Origin of the sequence: Pantoea sp. DY-15 (genome assembly GCF_019795935.1) — a bacterium.
In the GTDB taxonomy this organism is placed as follows: Bacteria; Pseudomonadota; Gammaproteobacteria; order Enterobacterales; family Enterobacteriaceae; genus Pantoea; species Pantoea leporis.
On the sequence record NZ_JAIMIF010000003.1, the window covers coordinates 118034 to 144359 of the forward strand.

A 26326-nucleotide genomic window follows, 5' to 3' on the forward strand; every position below is an offset into this window, starting at 1 on the left:
ATTGATGTCTGGAAGTAAGCGACTAAAGCGGTGGCGCTGGCTGCCGCTTTTTTTACTGCTGCTGCTGGCCGCGCTGTGGCTACTGGATCGCCTTACACCGCTACCGCTGCATGAGTTACAGCCGGCGCGCGTGGTGGTGGCTGAGGACGGTACGCCGCTGTGGCGCTTTGCTGACCCGCAAGGCATTTGGCGCTATCCGGTGACGCTGGAGGATGTCTCGCCTTCCTATATTGAGGCGCTGCTGACCTACGAAGATCGCTGGTTCTGGCATCATCCCGGCATCAATCCGATGGCGATTATGCGTGCAGTCGGGCAGAACGTGCTGCATCACGGCGTGGTCTCCGGCGGTAGCACGCTCACCATGCAGGTGGCGCGGCTTATTGATCCGCAACCGCGCACCCTGCGCGGCAAAGTGGTGCAGGCGTGGCGCGCGCTGCAGCTTGAATATCATCTCTCAAAACGCGACATCCTCACGCTGTATCTCAATCGCGCCCCTTTCGGTGGCACGGTGGAGGGCGTTGGCGCGGCGAGCTGGATGTGGCTGGGGAAACCGCCTTCGCAACTTACCCAAGGTGAAGCGGCGCTGCTGGCGGTGTTGCCTCAGGCACCAAGCCGCCTGCGTCCGGACCGCTGGCCTCAGCGCGCCGAAGCAGCACGCAATAAAGTGCTGGATCGCCTCGCGCAATATCACGTCTGGTCAGCGCAGGTTGTCGCCGATATTAAACAAGAAGCGGTGTGGCTGCCGCCGCGCCAGATGCCGCAACGTGCGCCGCTGCTGGCCCGGCGCCTATTGTCGCTGTCACCCGACACCAAAATCACCTCAAACATTGATGTGTCGCTGCAGCGCGAACTGGAGAATCTGGCGACGTCGCTGAAAAACAACTTACCGCCGCGCACCTCGCTGGCGCTGCTGGTGGTGGATCACCAAAACATGAAAGTGCGCGGCTATGTCGGATCGGTGGATTTCAATGACGATAGCCGTTTTGGTCATGTCGATATGATCTCCAGCGTGCGATCGCCGGGATCGGTGCTGAAGCCTTTTGTCTATGGCATGGCGCTGGATGATGGGCTGATTCATAGCGAATCACTGCTGCAGGATGTGCCGCGCCGCTTCGGTGACTATCGTCCCGGCAACTTTGACTCGGGCTTTCACGGGCCGGTGAGCGCCAGCGCTGCGCTGGAGCGGTCGCTCAATCTCCCGGCGGTGCAGTTGCTGGATGCGCTGGGGCCAAAAAGCGTCGCCGCGCGCTTGCGTAACGTGGGATTGAATCTGCGCTTTCCCGCTGGCGCAGAACCCAATCTGTCGCTGGTGCTGGGCGGCACCGGCGCGCGCATGGATGAGATTGTGGCGGCCTACAGCGCCTTTGCCCGTCACGGCAATGCGGCGCAGTTGCGCTGGCTGACGACACAGCCGCTGCAGGAGAGGACGCTGTTGTCGCCGGGCGCAGCATGGATTGTGCGGCGCATTCTGGCTGGTGCGGCGCAACCTCCGGCCAGCGGCGCGGTGGCGGAGATTGCACCTTTGGCGTGGAAAACCGGTACCAGCTACGGCTATCGCGATGCATGGACGATTGGCATCACGTCGCGCTATCTGATTGGCGTGTGGGTTGGGCGGCCGGATGCCACGCCGGTCGCCGGGCAATTTGGTTTTGCCTCGGCGGTGCCGGTGATGAATCAGGTCAATAATGTGCTGGCGGGACACATGCCGGTGAGCGGTGCGCCGCGCGATCCGCGTCCGCTTGCGGTCAGCGCCATGAGCATTTGCTGGCCTGGCGGTCAGCCATTGCCTCCCGGCGACGAAAACTGTCGCCAGCGTCGTCAGAGTTGGGTGTTGAATCAAACTGTGCCACCGACGCTGCTGGCGCCGGGGCAGGAAGGCGTCAATGGCTTGCGTCAGCGCTACTGGCAGAACAGCCGGGGATGGCGTGTGGCGGCAGATTGCCCGGATGCACAAAGTCGGGAGCGCCTGATGTGGCCGCTGCCGCTTGAACCCTGGCTGCCGGTTGCTGAACGCCGTGCGCAGCGCTTGCCGCCGATCGATCCCGCTTGTCCGCCGCGCAATCAGGGCAATGCGCCGCCGATGGTGATTACTGGTGTGATCAACGGCCAGCGCGTACAGCCGCTGCCGGGTAAAGTGGTGCTGGTGATGCCGGTTGCGGTGCAGGGCGGGCAAGGTGAGCAGCGCTGGTGGTTCTTAAACGGAGAGCCGCTGGAGCGGGACGCGAATGATAAGAGTGCGGCGCTGGTGCTGGATGAGCCGGGCAGTTATCAATTGGTGGTGATGGATGAAGCGGGGCAACTCTCATCGGTGTCATTTATCCGCGGTTAAGTGCATGGATATGGCATACTTTTTGCCTGCGCGCCCCGACAAAAATCAATTATTTTCAATAATTCCGCAAATCGCTAATAGGCAACGCGCTGCGATATCCCTATAATCGGCGCGTTTTCTTACCGGGAGGAGCTCCCGGATTCTTCAGGATGCTAACTAGAGGTCAACATGGCAATCGAACGTACTTTCTCAATCGTGAAACCAAACGCCGTCGCTAAGAACGTGATTGGTGCAATTTATAACCGTTTTGAAAGCGCGGGCTTCAAAATCGTTGGCGCAAAAATGCTGCACCTGACCAAAGAGCAGGCTGAAGGCTTCTACGCTGAGCACAAAGGCCGTCCATTCTTTGATGGTCTGGTTGAATTCATGACTTCTGGTCCGGTTGTGGTTTCTGTACTGGAAGGCGAAAACGCCGTTCAGCGTCACCGCGATCTGATGGGTGCAACTAACCCAGACAACGCGCTGGCAGGGACCCTGCGTGCGGATTACGCGGACAGCTTCACCGAGAACGCGACCCACGGTTCTGACTCTGCTGAATCTGCAGCACGCGAAATCGCGTACTTCTTCGCAGAAAACGAAGTCTGCCCACGCACTCGCTAAGTGCGTTGATGGCCTGAGCGGACACCCGTCTTTACAGCTGTTCAACCTCTGTGAAACGGTTCCCCTGGCATCATGCAGCAGATGTAGTACAATTATGCGCCCTTGTTGAGCCAGCCTCAGCGAGGGCGCTGTTTTTTTCCTACTATTAACCAGAGCCGTAACGTGTAACAACGAGGCCAGAGAACATTATGTCCGAACAGATTGTGACGCCGTCGTCCGCTTCCCCCGTGGTTGTTTCCCCAAAAAACGAAAAAATTAACCTGCTGGATCTTAACCGTCAGCAGATGCGCGAATTCTTTCTTGAGATGGGCGAAAAGCCGTTCCGTGCCGATCAGGTCATGAAGTGGATGTACCACTACTGCTGCGATGATTTCGAGCAGATGACCGACATCAACAAAGTGCTGCGCGGTAAGCTGATGCAGCGCGCTGAAATCCGTGCGCCGGAAGTGGCGGAAGAGATGCGTTCCACCGATGGCACCATTAAATGGGCGATTCGCGTGGGTGACCAGTTGGTTGAAACCGTCTATATCCCGGAAGCAGATCGCGCAACCTTGTGCGTCTCTTCGCAGGTAGGCTGTGCGCTGGAGTGCAAATTCTGTTCGACGGCGCAGCAGGGCTTTAACCGTAACCTGCGCGTATCAGAAATTATCGGCCAGGTATGGCGTGCCGCGAAAATCATCGGTGCCGCAAAAATTACCGGTCAGCGCCCGATCACCAACGTGGTGATGATGGGCATGGGCGAACCGTTGCTCAACCTGAACAACGTAGTGCCGGCGATGGATATCATGCTTGACGACTTCGGTTTCGGCCTGTCAAAACGTCGCGTTACGCTGTCTACCTCAGGCGTGGTGCCGGCGCTGGATAAGCTGGGCGATATGATCGACGTAGCGCTGGCGATTTCGCTGCACGCGCCGAACGATGCGATTCGTGATGAGATCGTGCCGATCAACAAAAAGTACAACATCGAGACTTTCCTTGCGGCGGTCAAACGCTACATCGGCAAGTCCAACGCCAATCAGGGCCGTGTGACCATTGAGTATGTGATGTTGGATCACGTCAATGACAGCACCGACAACGCACATGAACTGGCGGCACTGCTGAAAGAGACGCCGTGCAAAATCAACCTGATTCCGTGGAACCCCTTCCCGGGCGCGCCGTATGGCCGTAGCTCCAATAGCCGTATCGATCGCTTCTCCAAAGTGCTAATGGATTACGGTTTCACCACCATCGTGCGTAAAACCCGTGGTGATGATATCGACGCCGCTTGTGGTCAGCTGGCGGGCGATGTGATTGACCGTACCAAGCGTACGCTTCGTAAGAAAATGGCGGGCGAAGCCATCTCTGTGAAGGCGCTCTGAAAGCCAGCGCCTGCTGATATTCAGCGGGCGTAACTCATGTCAGTCTCTCCACATATTTTTCATGGAGAGACTGAAATGCGTAAAGGATTACCCGCCGCGATTCTGGCTGGCTTTGTTGTAACCGGTTGTGTCAATCATCCTGCAAAGCAGAGTGCAGCGGATATCCGTTTGCAGCTCGGATTGCATTATCTGGCGGTGAAGGATTATGCCGCTGCACAGCGCAATTTATTGCGTGCTCAGCAGGCAGCGCCGAAAGATTATCGCGTGCCGTTGGCCCTTGCTCGGGTGGCGCAGGCGCAGCAGAACAGTGCACAAACCCGCTGGCACTATCAGCGGGCGCAGCAGTTAGCACCGCTGAATGGTTATGTGGCTAACAATTACGGTGCGTTTCTCTGCGGTTTAAGGCAGTATGACGAAGCGCATCAACAGTTTAAGCTGGCAATTGAGGCGCAGGAAATCGATGCTCGTCAGGATGCATTCCTGTTTTCGGGCTATTGTTACCTGCAGGCTGATGAGAGTGCCGCAGCGCGCGAGCAATTAGGTTACGCGCTGGATGCCGCGCCGGAGCAGGGCAGTCAACTGCTAAGGGAAGTGGAAAGGCGGCTTGAACAGCAGGAACAGCAGTCGGTTCCGCTGCTTTTAGAAGTGTACCACCAGCGTTTGCCCGCAACGGCAGAGAGCCTGTGGTTACAGATACGTTTCGCCGCGCAACAGGGAAACGCTGCTGACGTTACACGTTATGGCGACCGGTTGGCGCGAAGTTTTCCACAATCGATACAGTACCAGCGTTATTTAGCTAATGAATACTGAAGCCACTCAAGAGAATTCTGCAGTACATTCCACAGGTGAACGCCTGCGTCTGGCCCGTGAGCAGATGGGGCTGACCCAGCAAAACGTCGCTGAACGCCTGTGCCTGAAACTTACTACCGTGCGTGATATTGAAGAGGATAAGTCACCTGCTGATTTGGCTTCGACATTCCTGCGCGGTTACATTCGCTCCTATGCCCGTCTGGTGCATGTGCCGGAAGATGACCTGCTGCCGATGATGGCAAAACAGGCTCCAGTTCGTGCTGCCAGGATCGAGCCGATGCAGAGCTTCTCATTGGGTAAGCGTCGTAAAAAGCGCGATGGCTGGCTGATGATCTTCACCTGGTTGGTGGTTTTCGTCGTAGTCGGTTTGACCGGTGCGTGGTGGTGGCAGAACCATAAAGCGTCACAGGCTGATTTGGTATCGATGGCCGATCAAAACGGCAGCGGCGACAATAGCCAGTCCATTCCATTGGGCGACAACAGCACCGACAGCAATACTGATGCGGATACTAACGCTGCCGGTACGCCAGTCGATAACGGTGCTGGCGCAGTGGCCACGCCTGAAAGCAACGCCAGCGCACCTGCGTCGAGCATGAGCAACAATGCGCAAACCACCGGCAGCGACAACGCCGTGGTTTCGCCAAGCCAGGCTCCAATTGATACAGCGCCGCCAGCGGCGACCTCTCCGGCGCCAGCAAACAGTGTTCCTGCTGGTCAAATGCCTACCGCGGATGCGGCAGTCAGCCAACCGGCAGGCGATCCGAATGCCATCGTAATGAACTTCAAAGCCGACTGCTGGCTGGAAGTCAGCGATGCGACCGGCAAGAAGTTGTTCAGCGGTTTGCAACGTAGCGGCGGTAAGCTGAGTTTGTCCGGAACGGCTCCGTATCGTCTGAAAATTGGCGCACCGGGTGCGGTTGACGTGCAATATCAGAATCAGCCCGTTGATTTAAGTCGTTTTATCCGTAATAACCAGGTTGCCCGTCTGACGCTGGGTGCGCAATAACGCGCAGCGCGCTTTCCGGGTAATTGTGGAGAGAGAATATGCATAACGAAGCACCCATCATCCGTCGCAAATCAACACGGATTTACGTCGGCAAGGTGCCAGTTGGCGATGGTGCGCCCATCGCCGTTCAGTCAATGACCAACACCCGCACCACTGACGTGGACGCCACCGTTAACCAGATTCGCCAGCTTGAGCGCGTCGGGGTTGATATCGTGCGCGTCTCCGTTCCCACTATGGATGCGGCTGAAGCCTTCAAACTGATTAAGCAACAGGTCAACGTGCCGCTGGTCGCGGACATTCACTTTGACTATCGCATCGCACTGAAAGTCGCTGAATATGGCGTGGATTGTCTGCGTATCAATCCAGGCAACATCGGCAACAATGAGCGTATTCGCCAGGTGGTGGATTGTGCGCGTCATTACAACATTCCGATCCGTATCGGCGTTAATGCCGGTTCGCTGGAAAAAGATCTGCAGGAAAAATATGGCGAGCCAACGCCGCAGGCGCTGCTCGAATCCGCGATGCGCCATGTGGATCACCTTGATCGCCTCAACTTTGATCAGTTCAAAGTGAGCGTCAAAGCCTCTGACGTCTTCCTTGCCGTTGAATCTTATCGTTTGCTGGCGAAAGCCATCGATCAGCCGCTGCACCTCGGTATCACCGAAGCGGGCGGCGCGCGTGCGGGTTCCGTGAAATCGGCGATCGGTTTAGGTTTACTGCTGGCCGAAGGCATCGGCGATACGCTGCGTATTTCGCTGGCGGCCGATCCGGTTGAAGAAGTGAAAGTCGGCTACGATATCCTCAAATCTCTGCGCATCCGCTCCCGCGGCATCAACTTTATTGCCTGCCCGACCTGTTCGCGTCAGGAGTTTGATGTCATCGGTACGGTTAATGCGCTGGAAGAGCGGCTGGAAGACATCATTACGCCGATGGATATTTCCATAATCGGTTGCGTGGTGAACGGTCCGGGTGAAGCGACAGTTTCTACCCTCGGCGTGACCGGCGGAGCCAAGAAAAGCGGCTTCTACGAAGATGGTGTGCGCCAGCGCGATCGTCTCGATAACAACGACATGATCGACCAGCTGGAAGCGCGTATTCGCGCTAAAGCCAGCATGCTGGATGAAAGCCGCCGTATCAACGTGCAGCAGCTGGAAAAATAATCGTGGTGCGCGCCTGTCGCGTGCCAGTTTGTGATTGAACCTGTGCGGTTTCATCCTCATAAGGTATGATGCCGCTCAGGTTTTTTTGTCTTAAGAGATTCTAACGTGGCGAAGAATATTCAAGCGATTCGCGGGATGAACGATTACCTGCCGGCGGATACCGCGATTTGGCAACGTATTGAAGGCACCCTTAAGCAGGTGCTGGCCAGTTATGGTTACAGTGAAATCCGTCTGCCAATCGTTGAGCACACCCCGTTGTTCAGCCGCGCGATCGGTGAAGTCACCGACGTGGTTGAGAAAGAGATGTACACCTTTGAAGACCGCAACGGCGAAAGCTTGACGCTGCGTCCGGAAGGCACTGCAGGTTGCGTGCGCGCCGGTATCGAGCACGGTCTGCTGTACAATCAGGAACAGCGTCTTTGGTACACCGGCCCGATGTTCCGCTACGAGCGCCCGCAGAAAGGTCGTTATCGCCAGTTCCACCAGATGGGTGTAGAAGTCTTCGGCCTGCAAGGCCCGGACGTAGATGCTGAGCTGATCATGATGACCGCGCGTTGGTGGAAAACGTTAGGTATTGCCGAGCACGTTGATCTGGAGCTGAACTCTATCGGTTCGCTGGACGCGCGTGCCAACTATCGCAGCGCGCTGGTAGCATTCCTTGAGCAACATCAGGACGTACTCGACGAAGATTGTAAACGCCGCATGTACACCAATCCACTGCGCGTGCTCGACAGCAAAAATCCTGACATCCAGAAACTGTTAAACGATGCGCCAACGCTAGGCGAATTCCTTGATGAGGAGTCACGCGAGCACTTCAGCGGCCTGTGCGCCTTGCTGGACGACGCGGGCATTAACTATCGCATTAACCAGCGCCTGGTGCGCGGCCTCGATTACTATAACCGTACCGTGTTTGAATGGGTGACCAGCAGCCTCGGTTCGCAGGGCACCGTGTGCGGCGGCGGACGTTACGATGGTTTAGTTGAACAGCTGGGTGGACGTGCTACGCCAGCGGTTGGTTTTGCGATGGGTATGGAGCGTCTGGTGTTGCTGGTGCAAGCAGTTAATCCAGAATTTGAACCGACGCGCATTGTTGATGTCTATGTTATCGCTTCGGGGCAGGGCGTTCAGTCTGCCGCGATGCAACTGGCGGAAAAACTGCGTGATGCTGATCCGGCACTAAAGATGATGACCAACTTTGGTGGCGGTAACTTCAAGAAGCAGTTTGCCCGTGCAGACAAGTGGGGCGCACGCATTGCGCTGGTGCTGGGCGAAGATGAAGTGAAAGCGGGCCAGGTTGTGGTGAAAGACCTGCGTACCGGCGATCAACAGACGCTGGCTCAGAGCGACGCCGCAGCAACGTTGCGCACGCTGCTGCAGTAAGCGCAGCACTGCAACAGCCATTTTAAAGAGAGGGATTGCGTGGAAGTTTACAGCAACGAAAACGAACAAGTTGACGCGCTGCGTCAGTTCTTTGCCAACAATGGCAAATTTCTGGCCGTTGGCGTAATCATCGGTATCGCTGCGCTGGGTGGCTGGCGTTTCTGGTCCAGTCATCAGGAAGGCACCGATAAAGCGGCATCAGCAGAATATCAACAGCTGACCAGCGCGATGCAAGCGGACAAGCCTGATTCGCTGGAAGCGGTCGCCACTTTCGCCAGCGAAAACAACAACACCTATGGTGCGTTGGCTTCGTTGGATCTGGCTAAGCAGTATGTTGAAACCAATCAGCTCGATAAAGCTATCACTCTGTTACAGAGTGGGCTGAAAGATACCAAAGATGCCAACCTGCAGGCGGTGATTAACCTGCGTCTGGCTCGCATTCAGTTGCAGCAAAGTCAGGCCGATGCCGCACTTTCTACCCTTAACAATGTTAAAGGTGATGGCTGGACAGCCATTGTGGCGGACATTCGTGGCGAAGCACTGCTGAGCAAAGGCGATAAGCAGGGCGCGCGTGATGCCTGGAGCAAAGGTGCTGAATCGCAGGCCTCTCCTGCGCTGAAGCAAATGCTGCAGATGAAGATGAATAACTTAAGTTAAGCCAGTCAAGAGAGCGCACATGGAATTACGTAAATACCTGCTGCCAGGGCTGATTTCAGTCACTCTGCTCAGCGGTTGCTCGCTGTTCAGCGGCGAAGAAGATGTAGTGAAAATGGCCCCGCTGCCTAAAGTGGAAAACCAGTTTACGCCGCAGACCGCGTGGAGCACCTCGGTTGGCGATGGCGTTGGTGATTTCTATTCCAATCTGCATCCAGCCTGGCTGGACGGTACCGTGTATGCTGCGGATCGTTTTGGTGTGGTTAAAGCGCTTGATGCCAGCAATGGTAAAGAGAAATGGAAAGTCGATCTCTCTGAGAAAACCGGCTTCTTCTCGAAAAACATCTCGGCACTGCTCTCTGGCGGCGTCACCGCCAGCGGCGACCGCATCTACATCGGTAGCGAACGTGGACAGGTATTTGCGTTGAATACCAGCGATGGTGGCATTGCCTGGCAGACCAAGGTCGCCGGTGAAGCGCTGTCGCGTCCGGTGGTGAGCGACGGTTTAGTGCTGGTTCACACCAGCAACGGTATGTTGCAAGGCCTTGATCAGAGCACTGGCGTGATCAAATGGACTGTTAACCTTGATATGCCTGCGCTGTCACTGCGCGGTGAATCAGCCCCGACCGTGGCCTTTGGTGGCGCAATTGTGGGTGGCGATAATGGCCGCGTGAGCGCAGTCATCGTCAATCAAGGTCAGCTGATTTGGCAGCAGCGTATTTCGCAGCCAAGCGGCGCCACGGAAATCGATCGCCTGAGCGACGTCGATACTACGCCAGTCGTGGTAAACGGTGTGGTTTATGCGCTGGCGTATAACGGTAACCTCACCGCGCTGGAACTGCGTTCTGGTCAGGTGCTGTGGAAACGTGAGATTGGCGGCGTGAAAGACATGGTGGTGGATGCGGGTCGTATCTATCTGGTCGATCAGGATGACCGCGTGATTGCCCTGAATGCTGACGGTGGCGTAGCCATCTGGCGTCAAAGCGATCTGCTGCATCGTAATCTGACCTCGCCGGTGCTGTTCAACGGTTATCTGGTTGTCGGTGATAGCGAAGGTTATCTGCACTGGATTAACACCCTTGACGGCCGCTTCGTGGCGCAGCAGAAACTGGACAGCGATGGCTTCCAGACTGAACCGGTTGTTGCCGGTGACAAGCTGCTGATCCAGGCGAAAGGCGGAGAAGTTTACGCCATCACCCGTTAAGGATTTGGCTCTGCGGGAACGCGTTTCCCGCTCGCTTACACGGCTCCTGATTCGTCAGGGGCCGTTTCGTTTTTAGTCAGGCATGGTATTCTTTGCGCCTTCAGCCTGACGCCTGGCGTCAAATGTCGTTATAATCACGCCATTCGGGCGAATTATTTTAAAAACTGAGGCAAGTGTTATGGTACCTGTGGTCGCGCTGGTTGGGCGTCCCAATGTGGGAAAATCTACGCTATTTAACCGTTTAACACGCACACGTGATGCGCTGGTGGCGGATTTTCCTGGACTGACTCGCGATCGCAAATATGGTCGCGCCGAAGTGGAAGGGCGCGAATTCATTGTTATTGATACCGGCGGTATTGATGGCACCGAAGAGGGCGTAGAAAACCGCATGGCGGAGCAGTCGCTGCTGGCGATTGAAGAAGCCGATGTGGTGCTGTTTATGGTGGATGCGCGCGCGGGCGTAATGCCGGCGGATCAGCAAATCGCCAATCATCTGCGTGCCCGTGAGAAAGCCACCTTTGTTGTCGCCAACAAAACTGACGGTATCGACCCGGAAGCGGCGGTGCTGGATTTCTATGCGCTGGGCTTAGGCGAGATTCACGCCATTGCAGCTTCGCATGGCCGCGGCGTTAACAGCCTGCTGGAAACCGCACTGTTGCCGTGGATGGAAGAAATCGTTCCAGAAGTCGAGCTCACTGAAGAAGAAGAGAACGCTGCTTATTGGGCCGATTTAGAAGAAGAGAGTGAGAAGGCGCTGGAGGAAGAGGAAGAAGAAGATTTCGACCCAACCACACTGCCAATCAAACTCGCTATCGTTGGCCGCCCGAACGTGGGTAAGTCAACGCTAACTAACCGCATTCTTGGCGAAGACCGTGTCGTGGTCTTCGACATGCCGGGCACCACGCGCGACAGCATCTATATTCCGATGGAACGTGACGGACGTGAGTATGTCCTGATTGATACCGCTGGCGTACGTAAGCGCGGTAAAATCACCGAAACCGTCGAAAAATTCTCAGTTATCAAAACGTTGCAAGCTATCGAAGATGCTAACGTGGTAATGCTGGTGATTGATGCGCGTGCCGGAATCTCCGATCAGGATCTCTCGCTGCTCGGCTTTATCCTGAACAGTGGGCGCTCACTAGTGATCGTGGTCAACAAGTGGGATGGCATGACGCAGGAAGCCAGAGATGAAGTCAAAGAGATGTTGGACTTCCGCCTGGGCTTTATCGATTTTGCGCGCATCCACTTTATTTCCGCCCTGCACGGCAGCGGCGTCGGCAACCTGTTCGAATCGGTGACCGAAGCGTACGACTGCTCCACCAAGCGTGTGGGCACCGCAATGCTGACGCGCATCATGACTATGGCCGCCGACGATCACCAACCGCCGTTGGTACGGGGTCGCCGCGTGAAGCTGAAGTATGCGCACGCCGGTGGTTATAACCCGCCAATCGTGGTGATTCACGGCAACCAGGTGAAAGATCTGGCCGATTCCTACAAGCGTTACCTGATGAACTACTTCCGTCGTTCACTCAACGTTATGGGTACGCCGATTCGCATTCAGTTCAAAGAGGGCGATAACCCGTACGCGGGCAAACGCAACCTGTTGACGCCAACGCAGCAGCGTAAACGTCAGCGTCTGATGTCGCATCTTAAGAAGAACAAGCGTTAAGATGAGAAGGGCCCATCAGGGCCCTTTTTTTATGCACCTGTAACTCGTAGGGTCGCCATTCATGGCGACCGCCATCCAAAGCGCAGAGGACAATTGATGAATTTTTCCTGCCCAGCCTGTCAGCAATTACTCACTCTCAGTGAAACCGGTTTTGACTGCCCCAACTGTGAACGTCATTTCGATCGTATCGCCTTATGCCCGGATTGCCATCAGCCGTTACAAGTGCTGAAAGCCTGCGGCGCTGTCGATTACTTTTGTCAGCACGGCGACGGTTTGATCTCGAAAAAGCGCGTCGAATTTACGCCTGCCTTCACCGCAGATTAAAAACTCCGGCTTTCACGCCTATATTTATTAACAAGTTACGCCTGGATTTGTAGCAAAAATGCTATTAACCAGTGACTGCCGCGTTATGGATATTCACTTCTTATTGTACCAGGTGGTACAATCCTGCCGCCTTGTCGCGAGAATCACTCTCACCTGCGTTGTGTCCTCGCTCACAAGCGCCGAATCACGGGCATTGCACCCGTACCAATAGATATAAAATAAAGCGTAACGGAATAGTTCCTGTCTCCCGCTTCGGCTGGGGCCTTGTCATCGGCTGCCACAGATTTATCGGCGCCAGCGCTTTATTTTTTCAGGAGAGTTTTTGTTATGGCAGAAAATTCCGCTCGTCCCGGCAAAGGGCTGAGCATCTGGTCCGTACTGTTTGGCCTGGTCTTGCTGGCAATCGGCTTGTTCTTCGCAATCGGCGGCGGCAAGCTGGTCGCGCTGGGCGGCAGCTGGTACTTCCTCATCGCCGGTATCGTCATGCTGCTGTCGGCCATTCAGTTCTTCCGTCGCAAATCATCCGCCGTCACCCTGTTTATTCTGGTGTTTGCTGGCACGTTGATTTGGTCACTGTTTGATGCAGGCCTGCATTTCTGGCCGCTGGTATCACGCTTGATGGTGCCGGCCGGTTTGATGCTGTTTGCATTCCTCACCTGGCCAGCCCTGCGTAAAAGCGAAGGCAAAAGCTCTCTGGCGAAAGTCTCTTATGTGCTCTCTGCGGTGATCGCGGTGGGCATGGTGGCGACCTTCGTGCAGATGTTCCAGCCGCATCCTACCGTGGCGTTTGACGGTAAACAGCTGCCGCTGATTCCGGTCGATAAATCAAAACCTCAGCAAGACTGGAGCAGCTACGGCCGTACGCCGGGTGGCGACCGCTTCGCTGCCATCGATCAGATTACCCGTGACAACGTGAAAGACCTGCAGGTTGCCTGGACTTTCCACACTGGCGATACGCCAATCAGCCCAACCGGTAACGGTGCGGAAGATCAGCAAACCCCGCTGCAGGTGGGCAACACGCTGTTCCTGTGCACCCCGCATAACAATGTGATTGCGGTTGCCGCAGACAGCGGTAAGGAAATTTGGAAACGCGAAATCAACGCGCAGGCAGAAGTGTGGAACCGCTGCCGTGGCTTAGCCTATTTCGATGCAACTAAACCGCTGCAGCAGCCAACCGAGCCGGGTTCAACGCCGGTTACTGCCGCTGTGCTGCCTGCTGGCGATACCTGTCAGCGTCGTATTCTGATGAACACCATTGATGCGCGTCTGATTGCTATCAACGCCGACAACGGTGAGCTGTGCGACACCTTCGGTACGCACGGTGTGGTTGACCTGAAAACCGGTCTGGGCAGTGCGCCAGATCCGCAATATCAGCTGACGTCACCGCCAGCGATGGCCGGTACCACTGTTGTTGTGGGTGGTCGTGTCGCCGATAACGTACAGACCGACATGCCTGGCGGCGTGCTGCGTGGTTTTGACGTCATCACCGGTCAGATGCGTTGGGCGTTTGACCCAGGCAATGACGACCCCAATGCGGTGCTGATGCCGGATAAAAATTACACCCGCAGTACGCCAAACTCGTGGGCGCCAATGTCTTACGATCCGGCAATGAACACCGTGTTCCTGCCGATGGGTAGCTCGTCAGTGGATCTGTGGGGTGCGAACCGTACCAAACTGGATCACACTTACGGCGCATCAATCCTGGCGTTGGATGCCACCACCGGTAAGCAGAAGTGGGTTTATCAGACCGTGCATAACGATCTGTGGGACTTCGACCTGCCAATGCAGCCGAGCCTGGTCGACTTCCCGATGAAGGATGGCACCAACAAGCCAGCCGTAGTTATCGGCGCGAAAACCGGCATGATCTGGGTGCTGGACCGCCTGACTGGCAAGCCTTTGACCAAAGTTGAAGAGCTGCCGATGCCGCAGGGTCACATCCCGAACGAGCAGTACACCAAAACTCAGCCGCACTCTGTGGAAATGCCAAATATCGGCAACCAGAAAATGACGGAATCGGATATGTGGGGTGCAACACCGTTTGATCAGCTGGCGTGCCGTATTGCCTTTAAAGGCATGCGTTACGATGGTCTGTTCACCGTGCCGGATACCGATAAATCCCTCAGCTTCCCAGGTTCACTGGGCGGTATGAACTGGGGCGGTATCTCGTTTGACCCGAACAACCAGTACATGTTCGTTAACGACATGCGTCTGGGCCTGTGGGTACAGATGATTCCACAAGACACCAGCAAAACGGCGGCCAGCAACGGTGGTGAAGCTATCAACACCGGTATGGGTGCGGTTCCGCTGAAAGGCACACCGTACGCGGTGAACAAAAACCGCTTCATGTCGCCGCTGGGCATTCCGTGTCAGGCTCCGCCGTTTGGTACGCTGTCAGCGATTGACATGAAAACCCGTCAGATCGTGTGGCAGGTGCCGGTGGGTACGGTAGAAGATACCGGTCCGTTTGGTATCAAAATGCGCGCGAAAATGCCAATTGGCATGCCGACCTTAGGCGGCACGCTGGCAACGCAGGGTGGCCTGGTGTTCATCGCGGGTACGCAGGATTACTATCTGCGCGCTTTCGATAGCTCAACCGGTAAAGAAGTGTGGAAAGCACGTCTGCCAGTCGGCAGCCAGGGCGGTCCAATCAGCTACGTTTCGCCGAAAACCGGCAAACAGTACATCCTGATCTCCGCAGGCGGTGCACGTCAGTCGCCAGACCGTGGTGATTACGTGATTGCTTACGCGCTGCCAGACAGCAAGTAAGTTAAAAAAGGAGAAAGGCCGACATCATGATGTCGGCCTTTTTTTTATCACCCTCCGTGGCACATCTCTTCCTTTAAGGCACCTTAATTACTGCTGCTTAGAAGGGCGACGGCTTTTTTGACCTCCTTTTCTTCCAGCTTCCCTGGCTCTTTCAGGATCGTTTCTGAAATTACCCCCACTGACTTTGCCGCCAGCGCTACCGGCTTCCCTGGCGCGCTCCGGGTCCTCTGCAAAGTTCCCGGCACCACCTCGTTGCTTTTTTTGTGTCATAGCAGAGACCTCATCTAAGGGTGTTTTCTTCGACGTGGACTAGCTAGCCACATAATGAGTATAGTCAATCAGTTACGCTCTGCCTTGAGAGATCTCCGATAACCTATTCACCGTCTCGCCACAGCGATTGCAGCTCGGGGGGCGCCAGTTGTTCGGGAATTAAAATCACGAAACTTCCCGCTTCGCGATGGGTGGCGTAGGTGATTTGAATGCGGAAGTAGCGCTGATCGCCACGACCGACATTTGCCGCCTGATCTTCCGTTTCCCCCAAGGGCATTGCCTGTTCCAGTACTTCGCAGACGCGCTGCTTTTGCGGTTCCGGCAGTTCCGCCAGCGCAAAGCGCCGTTCGCCGCGCAGTTTAGGGATAAAAGCGATTCCGCCTTCCCGCGCCAGCTCGATGATTGCGTCATCGGTCAGTTGGATGTCCATGTTACGCCTACCTGCTGCCAGGCGGATTGGATCTTTTCCGCCACTGAGCTGTTGAATCGTTGATTGGCATGCTGCACGGTAAAGCGCGCAAAGGTGCTGAAATCGGCATCCTGCGGCAGCGTTTTGTCGCACAGCGTGTCGTACCAGGCTTGACCGGCCTGTTCCCACGCAAAGCCGCCCAGCGCTTTAGCGGCGAGGTAAAAGGCGCGATTGGGAATGCCGGAATTGAGGTGCACGCCGCCGTTGTCGTCACGCGTTTCGATGTAGTGCGCCATATCGGCCGGTTGCGGATCTTTACCCAGCACAGGATCATCGTAAGCCGTTCCCGGTGACGACATCGAGCGCAATCCGCGCCCGTTGATGCCCTGTGCCAGCAAACCTTCGCCGATGATCCAGTCAGCCTGATCGGCGCTCTGCTTGAGGTGGAATTGCTTCACCAGCGAGCCAAACACGTCAGACATCGATTCGTTCAGCGCACCTGCCTGCTGGAAGTAGATCAATCCCGCTTCGGTTTCCGTCACGCCATGCGTCAGCTCGTGCGCCACTACATCCAGCGCGATGGTGAAGCGATTGAAAATCTCGCCGTCGCCGTCACCAAACACCATCTGCTGCCCGTTCCAGAAGGCGTTCTGATACTCCTTGCCGTAATGCACGGTGCCATCGAGCTTGAGGCCTTTGTTGTCCAGCGAGTTGCGTTGGTAGGTTTTCCAAAAGAAATCGTAGGTAATGCCGAGATAGTTCCAGGCTTCTTCGGCTGCAACATCGCCATTTCCCGGCTGGCCTTCTTCGCGCACCAAAGTGCCGGGCAGATTTTGCGTCCCTTCGGCGTCGTAAATAGCACGCAGCACCGTGCCTCGTTGCGCTGTGGCGGTACCTGCCGGTTTAACGTTATGTTCGCCCATCAAGTGTTGGACGTGGGTGAGGGTGCGGCGGGCGTAGTCTTGCTGCGCGCCGGAGCAGTTATCAATGATATTGCGCAGAATGTAAGGAGGAATAACGCTGTAAGACATACCAATCTCCCTGGCTCTTTTACGAATGTGCCAGAAAGTATAGTTTTCATACTATGAACGTGCTTTGCGACTCCGGGATTTCTGCGGTTCGAGGGCGGTAACCTGGCTTTCCACCCAGCCATCGTCGAGTCGGGTGCGTAGCAAGTCGCCTTTGCTGAGCTGCTGGGTTTTCTTCACCACCTGACCTTGAGTGTCGGTGGTTACGCTAAAGCCACGCGCCAGCGTCGCCAGCGGGCTTACGCCTTCCAGCTGTGCCGCCAGCGTGCCAAAGCGCTGACGATTGTGATTGAGCTGCTTCTCCATGCCCTGCTGTAAGCGATAGTGCCATTGCTGGAGCTGCTGCTGAGCGCGCAGAATACGTCCCTGCGGCTGCTGGGCGTTAAGGCGTTGCAGCAGGCGATCCTGCTGACGATTGGCCACACGCATGCGCTGGTCCATCGCTTCACCGAGACGGCGCTGCAGCTGGAAGAGCGCGGTTTGCTGGCGTGCCAGACGCAGCTGTGGATGCTGCTGCTGCAAGCGGTGCTGAATGCGCGTGAAGCGACGCTGCTGCTGAGCCAGATAGAAATCCATCGCCATCTCCATGCGCTGCTGCTGCGACTGCAAACGACGCAACAGTTCAAGCTGATTACGGCTCACCAGTTCTGCCGCAGCAGACGGCGTCGGCGCACGTAAATCCGCTACGAAGTCAGCGATGGTGACATCGGTTTCATGCCCAACGGCGCTGACAATCGGCAGGCGGCTGGCAAAAATCGCCCGCGCCACGCGCTCGTCATTGAAGCTCCACAAATCTTCCAGCGAACCGCCGCCACGACCGACAATCAGCACGTCACACTCATCGCGCTGGTTAGCCAGCTCAATGGCACGCACAATGCCAGCCGGCGCATCCACGCCTTGCACCGCGGTGGGATAGATAATCACCGGCAGTGAAGGATCGCGTCGATGCAGCACGCGCAGCACGTCGTGCAGCGCCGCGCCGGTGGCGGAGGTAATCACGCCCACCTGACGCGCCGGATCCGGCAGCGGCTGTTTGAACTGTTGATCGAATAAACCTTCCGCGGCTAAACGCGCTTTCAGCTGCTCGAATTGCTGCTGCAGCAAGCCTTCACCGGCCGGATGCATGCTTTCGATAATCAGCTGATAATCGCCGCGCGGCTCATACAGCGTGATGCTGGCGCGCACTAACACCTGCTGGCCATGTTGAGGACGGAAGGTGACGCGACGATTGCTGTTGCGGAACATCGCGCAGCGCACTTGTGCGCCATCATCCTTCAACGTGAAGTACCAATGACCGGAAGAGGGCTGAGTGAAATTTGAAATTTCAGCGCTGAGCCACACCAGGCCCATCTCATTTTCCAGCAGTTGGCGCACCGTGGTGTTCAGGCGGCTGACGGTAAAAATATTGGCGGTTGGCGGTAGCGACATGTGATGTAGATCAAATTTTAAATCAGAGGGTTAATCAACTGATACTACATTGCTTGCCCCGAGGATCAAGACATTTTCTGAAAAAACACTGGAGGCAATCGGTTTCGGCCTGTATAATGCCGCGGCAATATTTTATCTGTTTTAATCGCCCCCAGGTGGAGATATTGCAATGTTAAGAATCGCTAAAGAAGCCCTCACATTTGACGACGTTCTGCTCGTTCCCGCTCACTCCACTGTCTTACCGAACACCGCTGATCTCAGCACTCAACTGACGAAAAACATCCGTCTGAACATCCCCATGCTCTCCGCTGCAATGGACACCGTGACCGAAGCCGGTCTGGCAATTGCGCTGGCGCAGGAAGGTGGTTTAGGCTTTATTCACAAAAACATGTCAATTGAGCGCCAGGCGGATGAAGTTCGTAAGGTGAAAAAACACGAAAGCGGCGTCGTTACCGATCCGCAAACCGTGCTGCCAACCACCGCGCTGGCGGCGGTGAAAGAGCTGACCGAACGTAACGGCTTCGCCGGCTACCCGGTCGTGAACACCGACAACGAGCTGGTGGGCATCATCACGGGCCGTGACGTGCGTTTTGTTACCGACCTGACCTTACCGGTTTCCGCGGTGATGACCCCGAAAGAGCGCCTGGTAACGGTGAAAGAGGGTGAAGCACGCGAAGTTGTGCTGCACAAAATGCATGAAAAACGTGTTGAGAAAGCGCTGGTTGTTGATGACAGCTTCCACCTGCTGGGCATGATCACCGTTAAAGACTTCCAAAAAGCCGAACGTAAACCTAACGCGTGTAAAGATGCGGAAGGCCGTCTGCGCGTAGGCGCTGCTGTTGGTGCCGGTGCGGGCAATGAAGAGCGCGTTGATGCGCTGGTTGCTGCCGGTGTTGACGTGCTGCTGATTGACTCATCACACGGTCACTCTGAAGGCGTGCTGCAGCGTATTCGTGAAACCCGTGCTAAATACCCGAACCTGGAAATCATCGGCGGCAACGTTGCCACCGGCGCAGGCGCATTGGCGCTGGCGCAGGCCGGCGTGAGCGCGGTGAAAGTGGGGATCGGTCCTGGCTCAATCTGTACCACGCGTATCGTCACTGGTGTTGGCGTGCCACAGATCACCGCGGTTTCTGATGCGGTTGCCGCGCTGGAAGGCACCGGCATTCCGGTTATCGCTGATGGCGGTATCCGCTTCTCTGGCGACATCGCAAAAGCGATTGCAGCAGGCGCAGCGGCCGTTATGGTTGGCTCAATGCTGGCCGGTACCGAAGAGTCTCCGGGCGAAATCGAGCTTTATCAAGGCCGTTCGTTCAAGTCTTATCGCGGTATGGGTTCATTGGGCGCGATGTCTAAAGGCTCTTCAGATCGTTACTTCCAGAGCGATAACGCCGCTGACAAACTGGTACCGGAAGGTATCGAAGGCCGCGTGGCCTATAAAGGCCGCCTGAAAGAGATCGTGCACCAGCAGATGGGCGGCTTACGCTCTTGCATGGGCCTGACGGGTTGCCAGACCATTGACGATCTGCGCACCAAAGCGGAGTTCGTGCGTATCAGCGGCGCGGGCATCAATGAAAGCCACGTGCATGACGTGACCATCACCAAAGAGTCACCAAACTACCGCATGGGTTCATAATCCCGTAAAATTTAGCGCCCGGCACCCGCCGGGCGCTTTTATTATTAAGTCCATCCCAATGGAAACGCCTCAATGACGACTGAAAATATTCATAAACATCGCATTTTGATCCTCGATTTTGGTTCTCAGTATACGCAGCTGGTTGCGCGCCGCGTGCGCGAGCTGGGTGTCTACTGCGAACTCTGGGCGTGGGATGTCACCGAAGAGCAAATTCGCCAGTTTAACCCGAACGGCATCATTCTCTCTGGTGGTCCGGAGAGCACCACCGAGCTGAACAGCCCGCGTGCGCCGGAATACGTGTTTAACGCGGGTGTGCCAGTGTTGGGCGTCTGCTACGGCATGCAGACCATGGCGATGCAGTTGGGCGGCAAGGTTGAAGGCTCTAACGAGCGCGAATTTGGTTATGCGCAGGTTGAAGTGCTGACTCAGAGCGCGCTGGTGCGTGACATCGAAGATGCGATTAGCGCAGCAGGTAAACCGCTGCTGGACGTTTGGATGAGCCACGGCGACAAAGTCACCGCCATCCCAGCCGGTTTCGAAACCGTTGCCAGCACCGAAACCTGTCCGTTTGCCATCATGGCTAACGAAGAGAAGAAATTCTACGGCGTGCAGTTCCACCCGGAAGTGACGCACACGCGTCAGGGCCTGCGCATGCTTGAGCGTTTCATTCGTGACATCTGCGGCTGTGAAGCGCTGTGGACGCCAGCTAAAATCATCGAAGATGCGGTTGAGCGTATTCGTCAGCAGGTTGGCGATGACAAAGTGATTCTCGGTCTGTCTGGCGGCGTGGACTCTTCTGTGACCGCGATGCTGCTGCATCGCGCCATCGGCGAGCGTCTGACCTGCGTGTTCGTGGATAACGGCCTGCTGCGTCTGAATGAAGCTGAGCAGGTGCTGGAAATGTTCGGTGACCACTTCGGTCTGAACATCGTGCACGTTGCGGCAGAAGCGCGCTTCCTTAATGCGCTGGCGGGCGAGAACGATCCCGAAGCCAAACGTAAAATCATCGGCCGCGTATTCGTAGAGGTGTTTGACGAGCAGGCGCTGCGTCTGGAAGACGTGAAGTGGCTGGCACAAGGCACCATCTATCCTGACGTGATCGAATCGGCGGCTTCTGCCACCGGTAAAGCGCACGTGATCAAATCGCACCACAACGTGGGCGGTTTGCCGAAAGAGATGAAGATGGGCCTGGTTGAGCCGCTGAAAGAGCTGTTCAAAGACGAAGTGCGTAAAATCGGTCTGGAACTCGGCCTGCCGTACGACATGCTGTATCGTCATCCGTTCCCAGGTCCAGGTTTGGGCGTGCGCGTGCTGGGCGAAGTGAAGAAAGAGTACTGCGACCTGCTGCGCCGTGCAGACGCTATCTTCATCGAAGAGCTGCATAAAGCTGACCTGTACAACAAAGTCAGCCAGGCGTTCACCGTGTTCCTGCCAGTACGTTCTGTTGGCGTGATGGGCGATGGTCGTAAATATGATTGGGTAGTTTCACTGCGTGCGGTGGAAACCATCGACTTCATGACAGCGCACTGGGCGCACCTGCCGTACGATTTCCTCGGCCGCGTCTCTAACCGCATCATCAACGAAGTTAACGGCATTTCCCGCGTGGTTTATGATATTTCAGGTAAACCACCTGCGACGATTGAGTGGGAATAAATCCTGCTTTGATCACTGCGTAAAAACGAAGCCCGCTTAATTGCGGGCTTTTTTATGACTTCTGCTGTTTAGTGTTGTGGAATAAGACGCACACCTGCTGCACGCGTGATCTCCGTAAGAGTCGTCAATGTAGGATTGCCGTTTTCAGATAGCGTTTTATACAGTTGTTGACGTGACAGCCCTGATTTTTTTGATATTTCACTGATCCCACCACGCGCTTCAACAACACGGCGTAAGGCGATGAGGAAGGCTGCAATACCCCCTTCTTCATAAATATCTTCGAGAGCGGTCTGCAGATAAATTTGTGCATATTCAGGATTTTCGCGCAGCTCTGCTACCATCGCATCATCGTGGTTTATTGCTTTTTTCTTTTTAGCAGACTGAATGATGATAGTCATATTCTTACCTCTTTTGATAATCCCGCCAAAATTTTACAGCTTTCATTAAGTCGCTTGCTTGAGTGGATTTATCTCCACCAACGAGGAGTAAAATTATTCTTTCACCATCAAGGGTGTAATAGACACGATAACCGGGGCAATAATCAATTCTAAGCTCCCAAACACCATCCAATTCAAACTTATGATCGCCAAAATTGCCGCTTTCTGCGCGGTCAATGCGGATATCAATTTTTGCTGCAGCACGAGGATCTTTTTTACGTAACCTTTTGATCCACTCAGTGTAGGGGACTTTACCGGTAGCGTCCTGATAACGTTGAGTCGTGTACAGCATAGCGTCCTCGCAAGCACTGAATCCTTAGCAGATTGTCTTTTATAAATGACGGTAAGACAATCAAATTTTGTACAATCAATTTACTTCTGTTAGGCATGCCGCTTTTTCGCTTCATCGCATAGTTCGTGAATACAACCCCCCCCATTTCGATGCAAGATAGCAAGTGATTTTTACTCATCAGGATGCCGTCGATGTTGCCTTTCAAAGCCGTACTGATCTCTTTTCTTTGCATCATTTTGCTTTCATTAGGCGCGAGTCTGGCGCAGGCAACGCGTAGCGGTGAGCTCACCTCTGAACGCGGTGGCTGGGCGTCCGCAAGGCGCGATTCGGCCGGTATCGCACCGGATCCACAGCGTTATGCGGCAGAAGCTATCGTGCAGGTTTATGCTGCGCCGACTTATGGCTGGAAGGGCGCGGTGGCGGTACATCCGTGGATTATCTTCAAACGCGCCGGTGAAATCCGCTATAACCGTTACGAAGTGATTAGCTGGGGCAGCGGCGATAAAGTGCGTCGTAACAGTAACCTTCCGGATGGTTACTGGTACGGCGCGAAGCCGCGTTTGTTAGTTGATCATCGCGGCAGTAGCGCAGAAGCGATGATTCCGCAGATCGAAGCGGCAATTAAATCCTATCCGTGGCCGACCACGTATCACGCCTGGCCGGGACCCAACAGCAATACCTTCATGGCGCACATTGGCCGCGAGGTTCCGGCATTGAAGCTGGACTTGCCGGCTAACGCGCTTGGTAAAGATTATCGCTCGCTACTTAATCCAGTGGGTTTACCGCCTTCAGGTCGCGGCGTGCAGCTTTCCTTGCTGGGCGTGTTGGGGGTGACGCTTGGCGCAGAAGAGGGGCTGGAAGTGAATCTGCTGGGTTTAAATATGGGGCTGGATTTCACACCTTTCCGGCTGCGTCTGCCGTTTATCGGCGGCATCGGGCAGAACAATGTGCAGCGAGAAAATCCCTAAAAATGGCCCCGATTTGGGGCCGTTTTTTTAACAGACGCCGAAATCACCGTCTTCGTGATACAGATTCACGCTATCGGCTCTGACTTCAATTTCACGCTTGATGTGATCGTCAACACGAGCGCACCACAGCATATCGCCCTCTACGCGCAGCACCTGCATCTTTGGGCCACCGGTCTTAGACTGCACAAAATCATCCACGTTAAACATGCTTCTTCTCCGTCAGGTCAGTGATAACAATAGAGTCTATATGCACTTCAGGCGCTGTGCGGTTGATTTCGTGCGCTGTCTTCCAGCACAAAAAGGAACCAAAGCGCGTTGAGACCGTTCTGGTTATTTTCTGCAGCATTCGTCGCTGAAATAGTATCGAAATACCTCTTGGTTGTCAGTTGACAACTTGGTGTGCTGGGCATAAGGTAATCAGCGATGTCAGACAGGAAGCGGCATCCGCATAAAGCGGTCGAAGAAGCTTTGCGATATGCAGAAGCTAGTGGTTGGAAGATTACAGTTGGCGGTCACCATGCGTGGGGCAAGATGTACTGCCCAGATAACTCGGCAGAGTGTCGGTGTGGGGATTACTGTATTACCTGCATTTGGAGTACGCCAAAAAATCCCGACACACATGCCAAACTGTTACGGCGCGTGGTGGATAACTGCAGTGAAAGCCCTCAGCGGGTTAAGTGACGAGGAGTGAAACATGGAATTTGAGTTTACGCTGCGTTTTCAGCTCAGTGGTGAGATCGCCATCGATGTTGTGATCGAACGGCTCGGATCGCAAGGCTGCACTGATGCGTTAATTGGTGCGGGCGTGGCGGGAAAATTAAGCATGACGTTCTGCCGCGAAGCCAGCACTGCACAGGACGCGGTGCGTAGCGCGTTAGAGGATGTTTTTCAGGCATTGCCAGATGTTGAACTGATTGAAGCCGCGCCAGATTTAGTCGGGTTAACGGATATTGCAGAGTTGATTGGTGTTTCGCGGCAGAACATGCGCAAGCTGATGCTCAGCCACAGCCCGCAGTTTCCGCGTCCGATTCATGATGGAAAAACAGCCATATGGCATTTGATCGATGTGCTGGAGTGGTTAAATCAGCGTGGTTCAACGCGGGTCAATCCAGCACTGAGTGAACTGGCGCGCGCAACGTTGCAACTCAATTTACAGCAGATGCTGCAACGTTACGCACACTGTTTAAAGCCTTAATGATGCAGCAAAAATATCGTCGCCAGACCAAGGAAGATAAAGAATCCGCCGGTATCGGTGATCGCGGTGATCAGCACGCTAGAGCCAACGGCGGGATCGCGTTTCATTTTGGTCATGATTAACGGAATCAGCACGCCCATCAGCGCGGCCAGCAGCAGGTTCAGCACCATCGCCAGCATCATCACGCCGCCGAGTTGCAGGTTGTCATACATCAGCCAGGTGACACCGCCCATAATGCCGCCCCAGAACAGGCCGTTAATCAATGCCACGCCGAGTTCACGCATGATCAGGAACGAGAAGTTACCCGGTTCAACCTGATGCAGCGCCAGCGCACGCACAATCATGGTAATGGTTTGATTGCCGGTGTTGCCGCCGATGCCGGCGACGATTGGCATCAGCGCCGCCAGCGCAACCAGCTGCGATATGGTGGCTTCAAACAGGCCAATCACGCGCGAAGCGACAAATGCGGTACACAGGTTAACCGCCAGCCAGGCCCAGCGTTTGCCCACCGCTTTGCGCACCGGCGCAAACACGTCTTCGCCCTGGCTGATACCCCCCATTTTACGGATGTTGCTTTCGTTCTCTTCGTTCACCAAATCGACCACGTCTTCAATGGTGATACGGCCAATCAGTTTACCTTGAGCATCGGTGACCGCAGCGGAGATCAGGTTATAACGTTCAAACGCGCTGGCGGCGTCTTCCGCTTTATCGTTGAGCTGAAACGTGGTGGGATGCGAATTCATCACTTCTGCGACCAGCATCTTCGGTTTGTTGAGCAGAATATCAGTGAGCGTTAACTCACCTAACAGTTGATTCTGTTCGTCGGTGATAAAGATCTTATCGGTGCCGTCAGGCATTTTTTTGCCTTTACGCAGATAGCGCTGCACCGTGGCTAAGGTCACGTCAGAGCGCACCGTCAGGATATTGAAATCCATGATCTGCCCGACGCGATCGCGATCCAGCTCGATCACGCTCATCAGTCGCGCGCGCAGGCTAGGTTCAAGGGTGGTGAGCAGACGTCCGGTTAAATCGCGCGGCAGGTAGCGCGCCAGATATACCTGATCGTCGATATCCAGCGGCTCGATGGCGTGCAGAATATCGCGATCAGACATTTCTTCCGTCAGGCTGGCCCAAACGGTTTCTGAAGCCTCAACCAGGACGTGACCACGCTGTGCCGTCGGCACTAAACGCCACAGCGCCTGACGCTCTTCTTCCGGCAAGGCTTCGAGGATGTCGGCTAAATCCGCGGCGTGCAATTGCTGCAGCTCAAGCTCTAATTCATGACGCCAGTCGGTGATATCACGCAGTTCGGCGGCATTCAGATCGACGGATTTATCCAGCAGAACATCAACCAGATCGTGCTCGTTGAGCAGCAGGTTGAGAATGTGATGACGGGTTTCAGCTAATTTTTGTGAATGCGAAGCAGACATAACGCGTTCCTTGTGTCTGTAAAGTCAGCTCACAGTGTAGCGCGTTGCGGGTAACAGGACGTAAAAAGCAGCATTGTCTCAAAGGACAATGTTTAGCAGCGACAGCCGACCCGCAAATTATTTAGCGCGAATCACTGGTGCTCAGCGTGACCGGTTCAGGGATGGCTTTCTTTTGCTGATGATGCTCGATGGCACCGGGAATGATGAAAAGCAGGCGGCCGAACAAAATTAAGAAGCTGACCAGTAAAACAATGCGGGTCATGGTGCCAGTTTTGGGACGTCTTCGTGCAGAGATAGCGCTGTTCACGCGGGGTGGTTCC

The 26326-nt window shown here is 55.3% G+C and carries 26 protein-coding genes; 17 read left to right on the top strand and 9 right to left on the bottom strand.

What is annotated here, in order from left to right:
• Positions 1 to 4: 4 nt before the first annotated feature.
• The 12 genes from pbpC (at position 5) to K5Y32_RS13190 (ending at position 15260) form a co-directional block, all read left to right on the top strand.
• Positions 5 to 2329, top strand: coding sequence for a peptidoglycan glycosyltransferase PbpC (gene pbpC / locus K5Y32_RS13135; RefSeq protein ID WP_222184451.1), 2325 nt, complete (start codon positions 5 to 7; stop codon positions 2327 to 2329).
• 168 nt (positions 2330 to 2497) lie between these two features.
• The gene (ndk, locus tag K5Y32_RS13140) at positions 2498 to 2929 is read left to right on the top strand and encodes a nucleoside-diphosphate kinase (protein ID WP_007884899.1); all 432 of its coding nucleotides are present in this window, start codon (positions 2498 to 2500) and stop codon (positions 2927 to 2929) included.
• A 188-nt stretch (positions 2930 to 3117) separates the two neighbouring features.
• Complete coding sequence (locus K5Y32_RS13145; RefSeq protein WP_007884898.1) at positions 3118 to 4287, top strand: bifunctional tRNA (adenosine(37)-C2)-methyltransferase TrmG/ribosomal RNA large subunit methyltransferase RlmN; 1170 nt, start codon at positions 3118 to 3120, stop codon at positions 4285 to 4287.
• 75 nt (positions 4288 to 4362) lie between these two features.
• Positions 4363 to 5097, top strand: coding sequence for a type IV pilus biogenesis/stability protein PilW (pilW, locus tag K5Y32_RS13150; RefSeq protein WP_110866462.1), 735 nt, complete (start codon positions 4363 to 4365; stop codon positions 5095 to 5097).
• Complete coding sequence (rodZ, locus tag K5Y32_RS13155) at positions 5087 to 6103, top strand: cytoskeleton protein RodZ (RefSeq protein WP_222184453.1); 1017 nt, start codon at positions 5087 to 5089, stop codon at positions 6101 to 6103. The genes pilW and rodZ overlap by 11 nt, the downstream gene beginning before the upstream one ends.
• A gap of 38 nt (positions 6104 to 6141) precedes the next feature.
• Positions 6142 to 7263, top strand: a complete 1122-nt coding sequence (gene ispG, locus K5Y32_RS13160) for a flavodoxin-dependent (E)-4-hydroxy-3-methylbut-2-enyl-diphosphate synthase (RefSeq protein ID WP_101763487.1) — start codon at positions 6142 to 6144, stop codon at positions 7261 to 7263.
• A gap of 105 nt (positions 7264 to 7368) precedes the next feature.
• Entirely contained in the window at positions 7369 to 8643 is a 1275-nt protein-coding gene (hisS, locus tag K5Y32_RS13165; RefSeq protein ID WP_222184455.1) for a histidine--tRNA ligase, read from the top strand.
• A gap of 39 nt (positions 8644 to 8682) precedes the next feature.
• Complete coding sequence (locus K5Y32_RS13170) at positions 8683 to 9300, top strand: YfgM family protein (RefSeq protein WP_101763489.1); 618 nt, start codon at positions 8683 to 8685, stop codon at positions 9298 to 9300.
• Positions 9301 to 9319: 19 nt separating this feature from the next.
• A complete protein-coding gene (gene bamB, locus K5Y32_RS13175; RefSeq protein WP_110866466.1) occupies positions 9320 to 10501 on the top strand; it encodes an outer membrane protein assembly factor BamB in 1182 nt (393 codons plus the stop codon).
• A gap of 178 nt (positions 10502 to 10679) precedes the next feature.
• Positions 10680 to 12170 carry a ribosome biogenesis GTPase Der gene (gene der, locus K5Y32_RS13180; RefSeq protein WP_101763491.1) on the top strand — a complete coding sequence of 497 codons (1491 nt, stop codon included), beginning with the start codon at positions 10680 to 10682 and terminating at the stop codon, positions 12168 to 12170.
• 96 nt (positions 12171 to 12266) lie between these two features.
• Positions 12267 to 12494, top strand: coding sequence for a zinc ribbon domain-containing protein (locus K5Y32_RS13185; RefSeq protein ID WP_222184457.1), 228 nt, complete (start codon positions 12267 to 12269; stop codon positions 12492 to 12494).
• 327 nt (positions 12495 to 12821) lie between these two features.
• On the top strand, positions 12822 to 15260 hold the full coding sequence (locus K5Y32_RS13190) for a glucose/quinate/shikimate family membrane-bound PQQ-dependent dehydrogenase (RefSeq protein ID WP_222184459.1): 2439 nt from the start codon (positions 12822 to 12824) through the stop codon (positions 15258 to 15260).
• Between the two features lie 87 nt (positions 15261 to 15347).
• Here K5Y32_RS13190 and K5Y32_RS13195 read toward each other — a convergent pair whose 3' ends face one another.
• The 4 genes from K5Y32_RS13195 to xseA all read right to left on the bottom strand — a co-directional run bounded on the left by K5Y32_RS13195 (position 15348) and on the right by xseA (position 18395).
• The gene (locus K5Y32_RS13195) at positions 15348 to 15530 is read right to left on the bottom strand and encodes a general stress protein (RefSeq protein ID WP_045814915.1); all 183 of its coding nucleotides are present in this window, start codon (positions 15528 to 15530) and stop codon (positions 15348 to 15350) included.
• A gap of 103 nt (positions 15531 to 15633) precedes the next feature.
• Entirely contained in the window at positions 15634 to 15960 is a 327-nt protein-coding gene (locus tag K5Y32_RS13200) for a protealysin inhibitor emfourin (RefSeq protein ID WP_137386280.1), read from the bottom strand.
• A complete protein-coding gene (locus K5Y32_RS13205; RefSeq protein WP_222184461.1) occupies positions 15945 to 16970 on the bottom strand; it encodes a M4 family metallopeptidase in 1026 nt (341 codons plus the stop codon). The genes K5Y32_RS13200 and K5Y32_RS13205 overlap by 16 nt, the downstream gene beginning before the upstream one ends.
• A 51-nt stretch (positions 16971 to 17021) precedes the next feature.
• Positions 17022 to 18395 carry an exodeoxyribonuclease VII large subunit gene (gene xseA / locus K5Y32_RS13210; protein WP_110866471.1) on the bottom strand — a complete coding sequence of 458 codons (1374 nt, stop codon included), beginning with the start codon at positions 18393 to 18395 and terminating at the stop codon, positions 17022 to 17024.
• A gap of 169 nt (positions 18396 to 18564) precedes the next feature.
• Here xseA and guaB point away from each other — a divergent pair, with 169 nt between their 5' ends.
• Positions 18565 to 20031 (top strand): IMP dehydrogenase, encoded by a 1467-nt coding sequence (guaB, locus tag K5Y32_RS13215; protein WP_101763497.1) that lies wholly within the window; start codon positions 18565 to 18567, stop codon positions 20029 to 20031.
• Positions 20032 to 20103: 72 nt separating this feature from the next.
• Positions 20104 to 21684: a glutamine-hydrolyzing GMP synthase gene (gene guaA / locus K5Y32_RS13220; RefSeq protein WP_222184463.1), complete on the top strand. Its 1581-nt coding sequence runs from the start codon at positions 20104 to 20106 to the stop codon at positions 21682 to 21684.
• 68 nt (positions 21685 to 21752) lie between these two features.
• Here the strand turns inward: guaA and K5Y32_RS13225 are convergent, their stop codons facing one another.
• Complete coding sequence (locus tag K5Y32_RS13225; protein ID WP_222184465.1) at positions 21753 to 22082, bottom strand: addiction module antidote protein; 330 nt, start codon at positions 22080 to 22082, stop codon at positions 21753 to 21755.
• A gap of 4 nt (positions 22083 to 22086) precedes the next feature.
• Positions 22087 to 22413 (bottom strand): type II toxin-antitoxin system RelE/ParE family toxin, encoded by a 327-nt coding sequence (locus tag K5Y32_RS13230; protein WP_222184467.1) that lies wholly within the window; start codon positions 22411 to 22413, stop codon positions 22087 to 22089.
• Positions 22414 to 22604: 191 nt separating this feature from the next.
• Here K5Y32_RS13230 and K5Y32_RS13235 point away from each other — a divergent pair, with 191 nt between their 5' ends.
• Positions 22605 to 23381: a DUF3750 domain-containing protein gene (locus tag K5Y32_RS13235; protein ID WP_222184468.1), complete on the top strand. Its 777-nt coding sequence runs from the start codon at positions 22605 to 22607 to the stop codon at positions 23379 to 23381.
• A 27-nt stretch (positions 23382 to 23408) separates the two neighbouring features.
• On the opposite strand, the gene K5Y32_RS13240 is transcribed toward K5Y32_RS13235, so the two are convergent.
• Positions 23409 to 23588, bottom strand: coding sequence for a DUF2158 domain-containing protein (locus K5Y32_RS13240; RefSeq protein WP_101763499.1), 180 nt, complete (start codon positions 23586 to 23588; stop codon positions 23409 to 23411).
• A 216-nt stretch (positions 23589 to 23804) separates the two neighbouring features.
• Between K5Y32_RS13240 and K5Y32_RS24915 the strand changes: the two genes are divergently transcribed.
• A complete protein-coding gene (locus K5Y32_RS24915) occupies positions 23805 to 24062 on the top strand; it encodes a hypothetical protein (protein WP_255602647.1) in 258 nt (85 codons plus the stop codon).
• A 13-nt stretch (positions 24063 to 24075) separates the two neighbouring features.
• Positions 24076 to 24576, top strand: a complete 501-nt coding sequence (locus tag K5Y32_RS13245) for an AlpA family transcriptional regulator (RefSeq protein WP_222184470.1) — start codon at positions 24076 to 24078, stop codon at positions 24574 to 24576.
• Here the strand turns inward: K5Y32_RS13245 and mgtE are convergent.
• The gene (gene mgtE, locus K5Y32_RS13250) at positions 24573 to 26006 is read right to left on the bottom strand and encodes a magnesium transporter (protein WP_222184472.1); all 1434 of its coding nucleotides are present in this window, start codon (positions 26004 to 26006) and stop codon (positions 24573 to 24575) included. The genes K5Y32_RS13245 and mgtE overlap by 4 nt on opposite strands.
• Positions 26007 to 26127: 121 nt before the next feature.
• On the bottom strand, positions 26128 to 26313 hold the full coding sequence (locus tag K5Y32_RS13255; protein ID WP_110866478.1) for a YfgG family protein: 186 nt from the start codon (positions 26311 to 26313) through the stop codon (positions 26128 to 26130).
• Between the last annotated feature and the right edge of the window lie 13 nt (positions 26314 to 26326).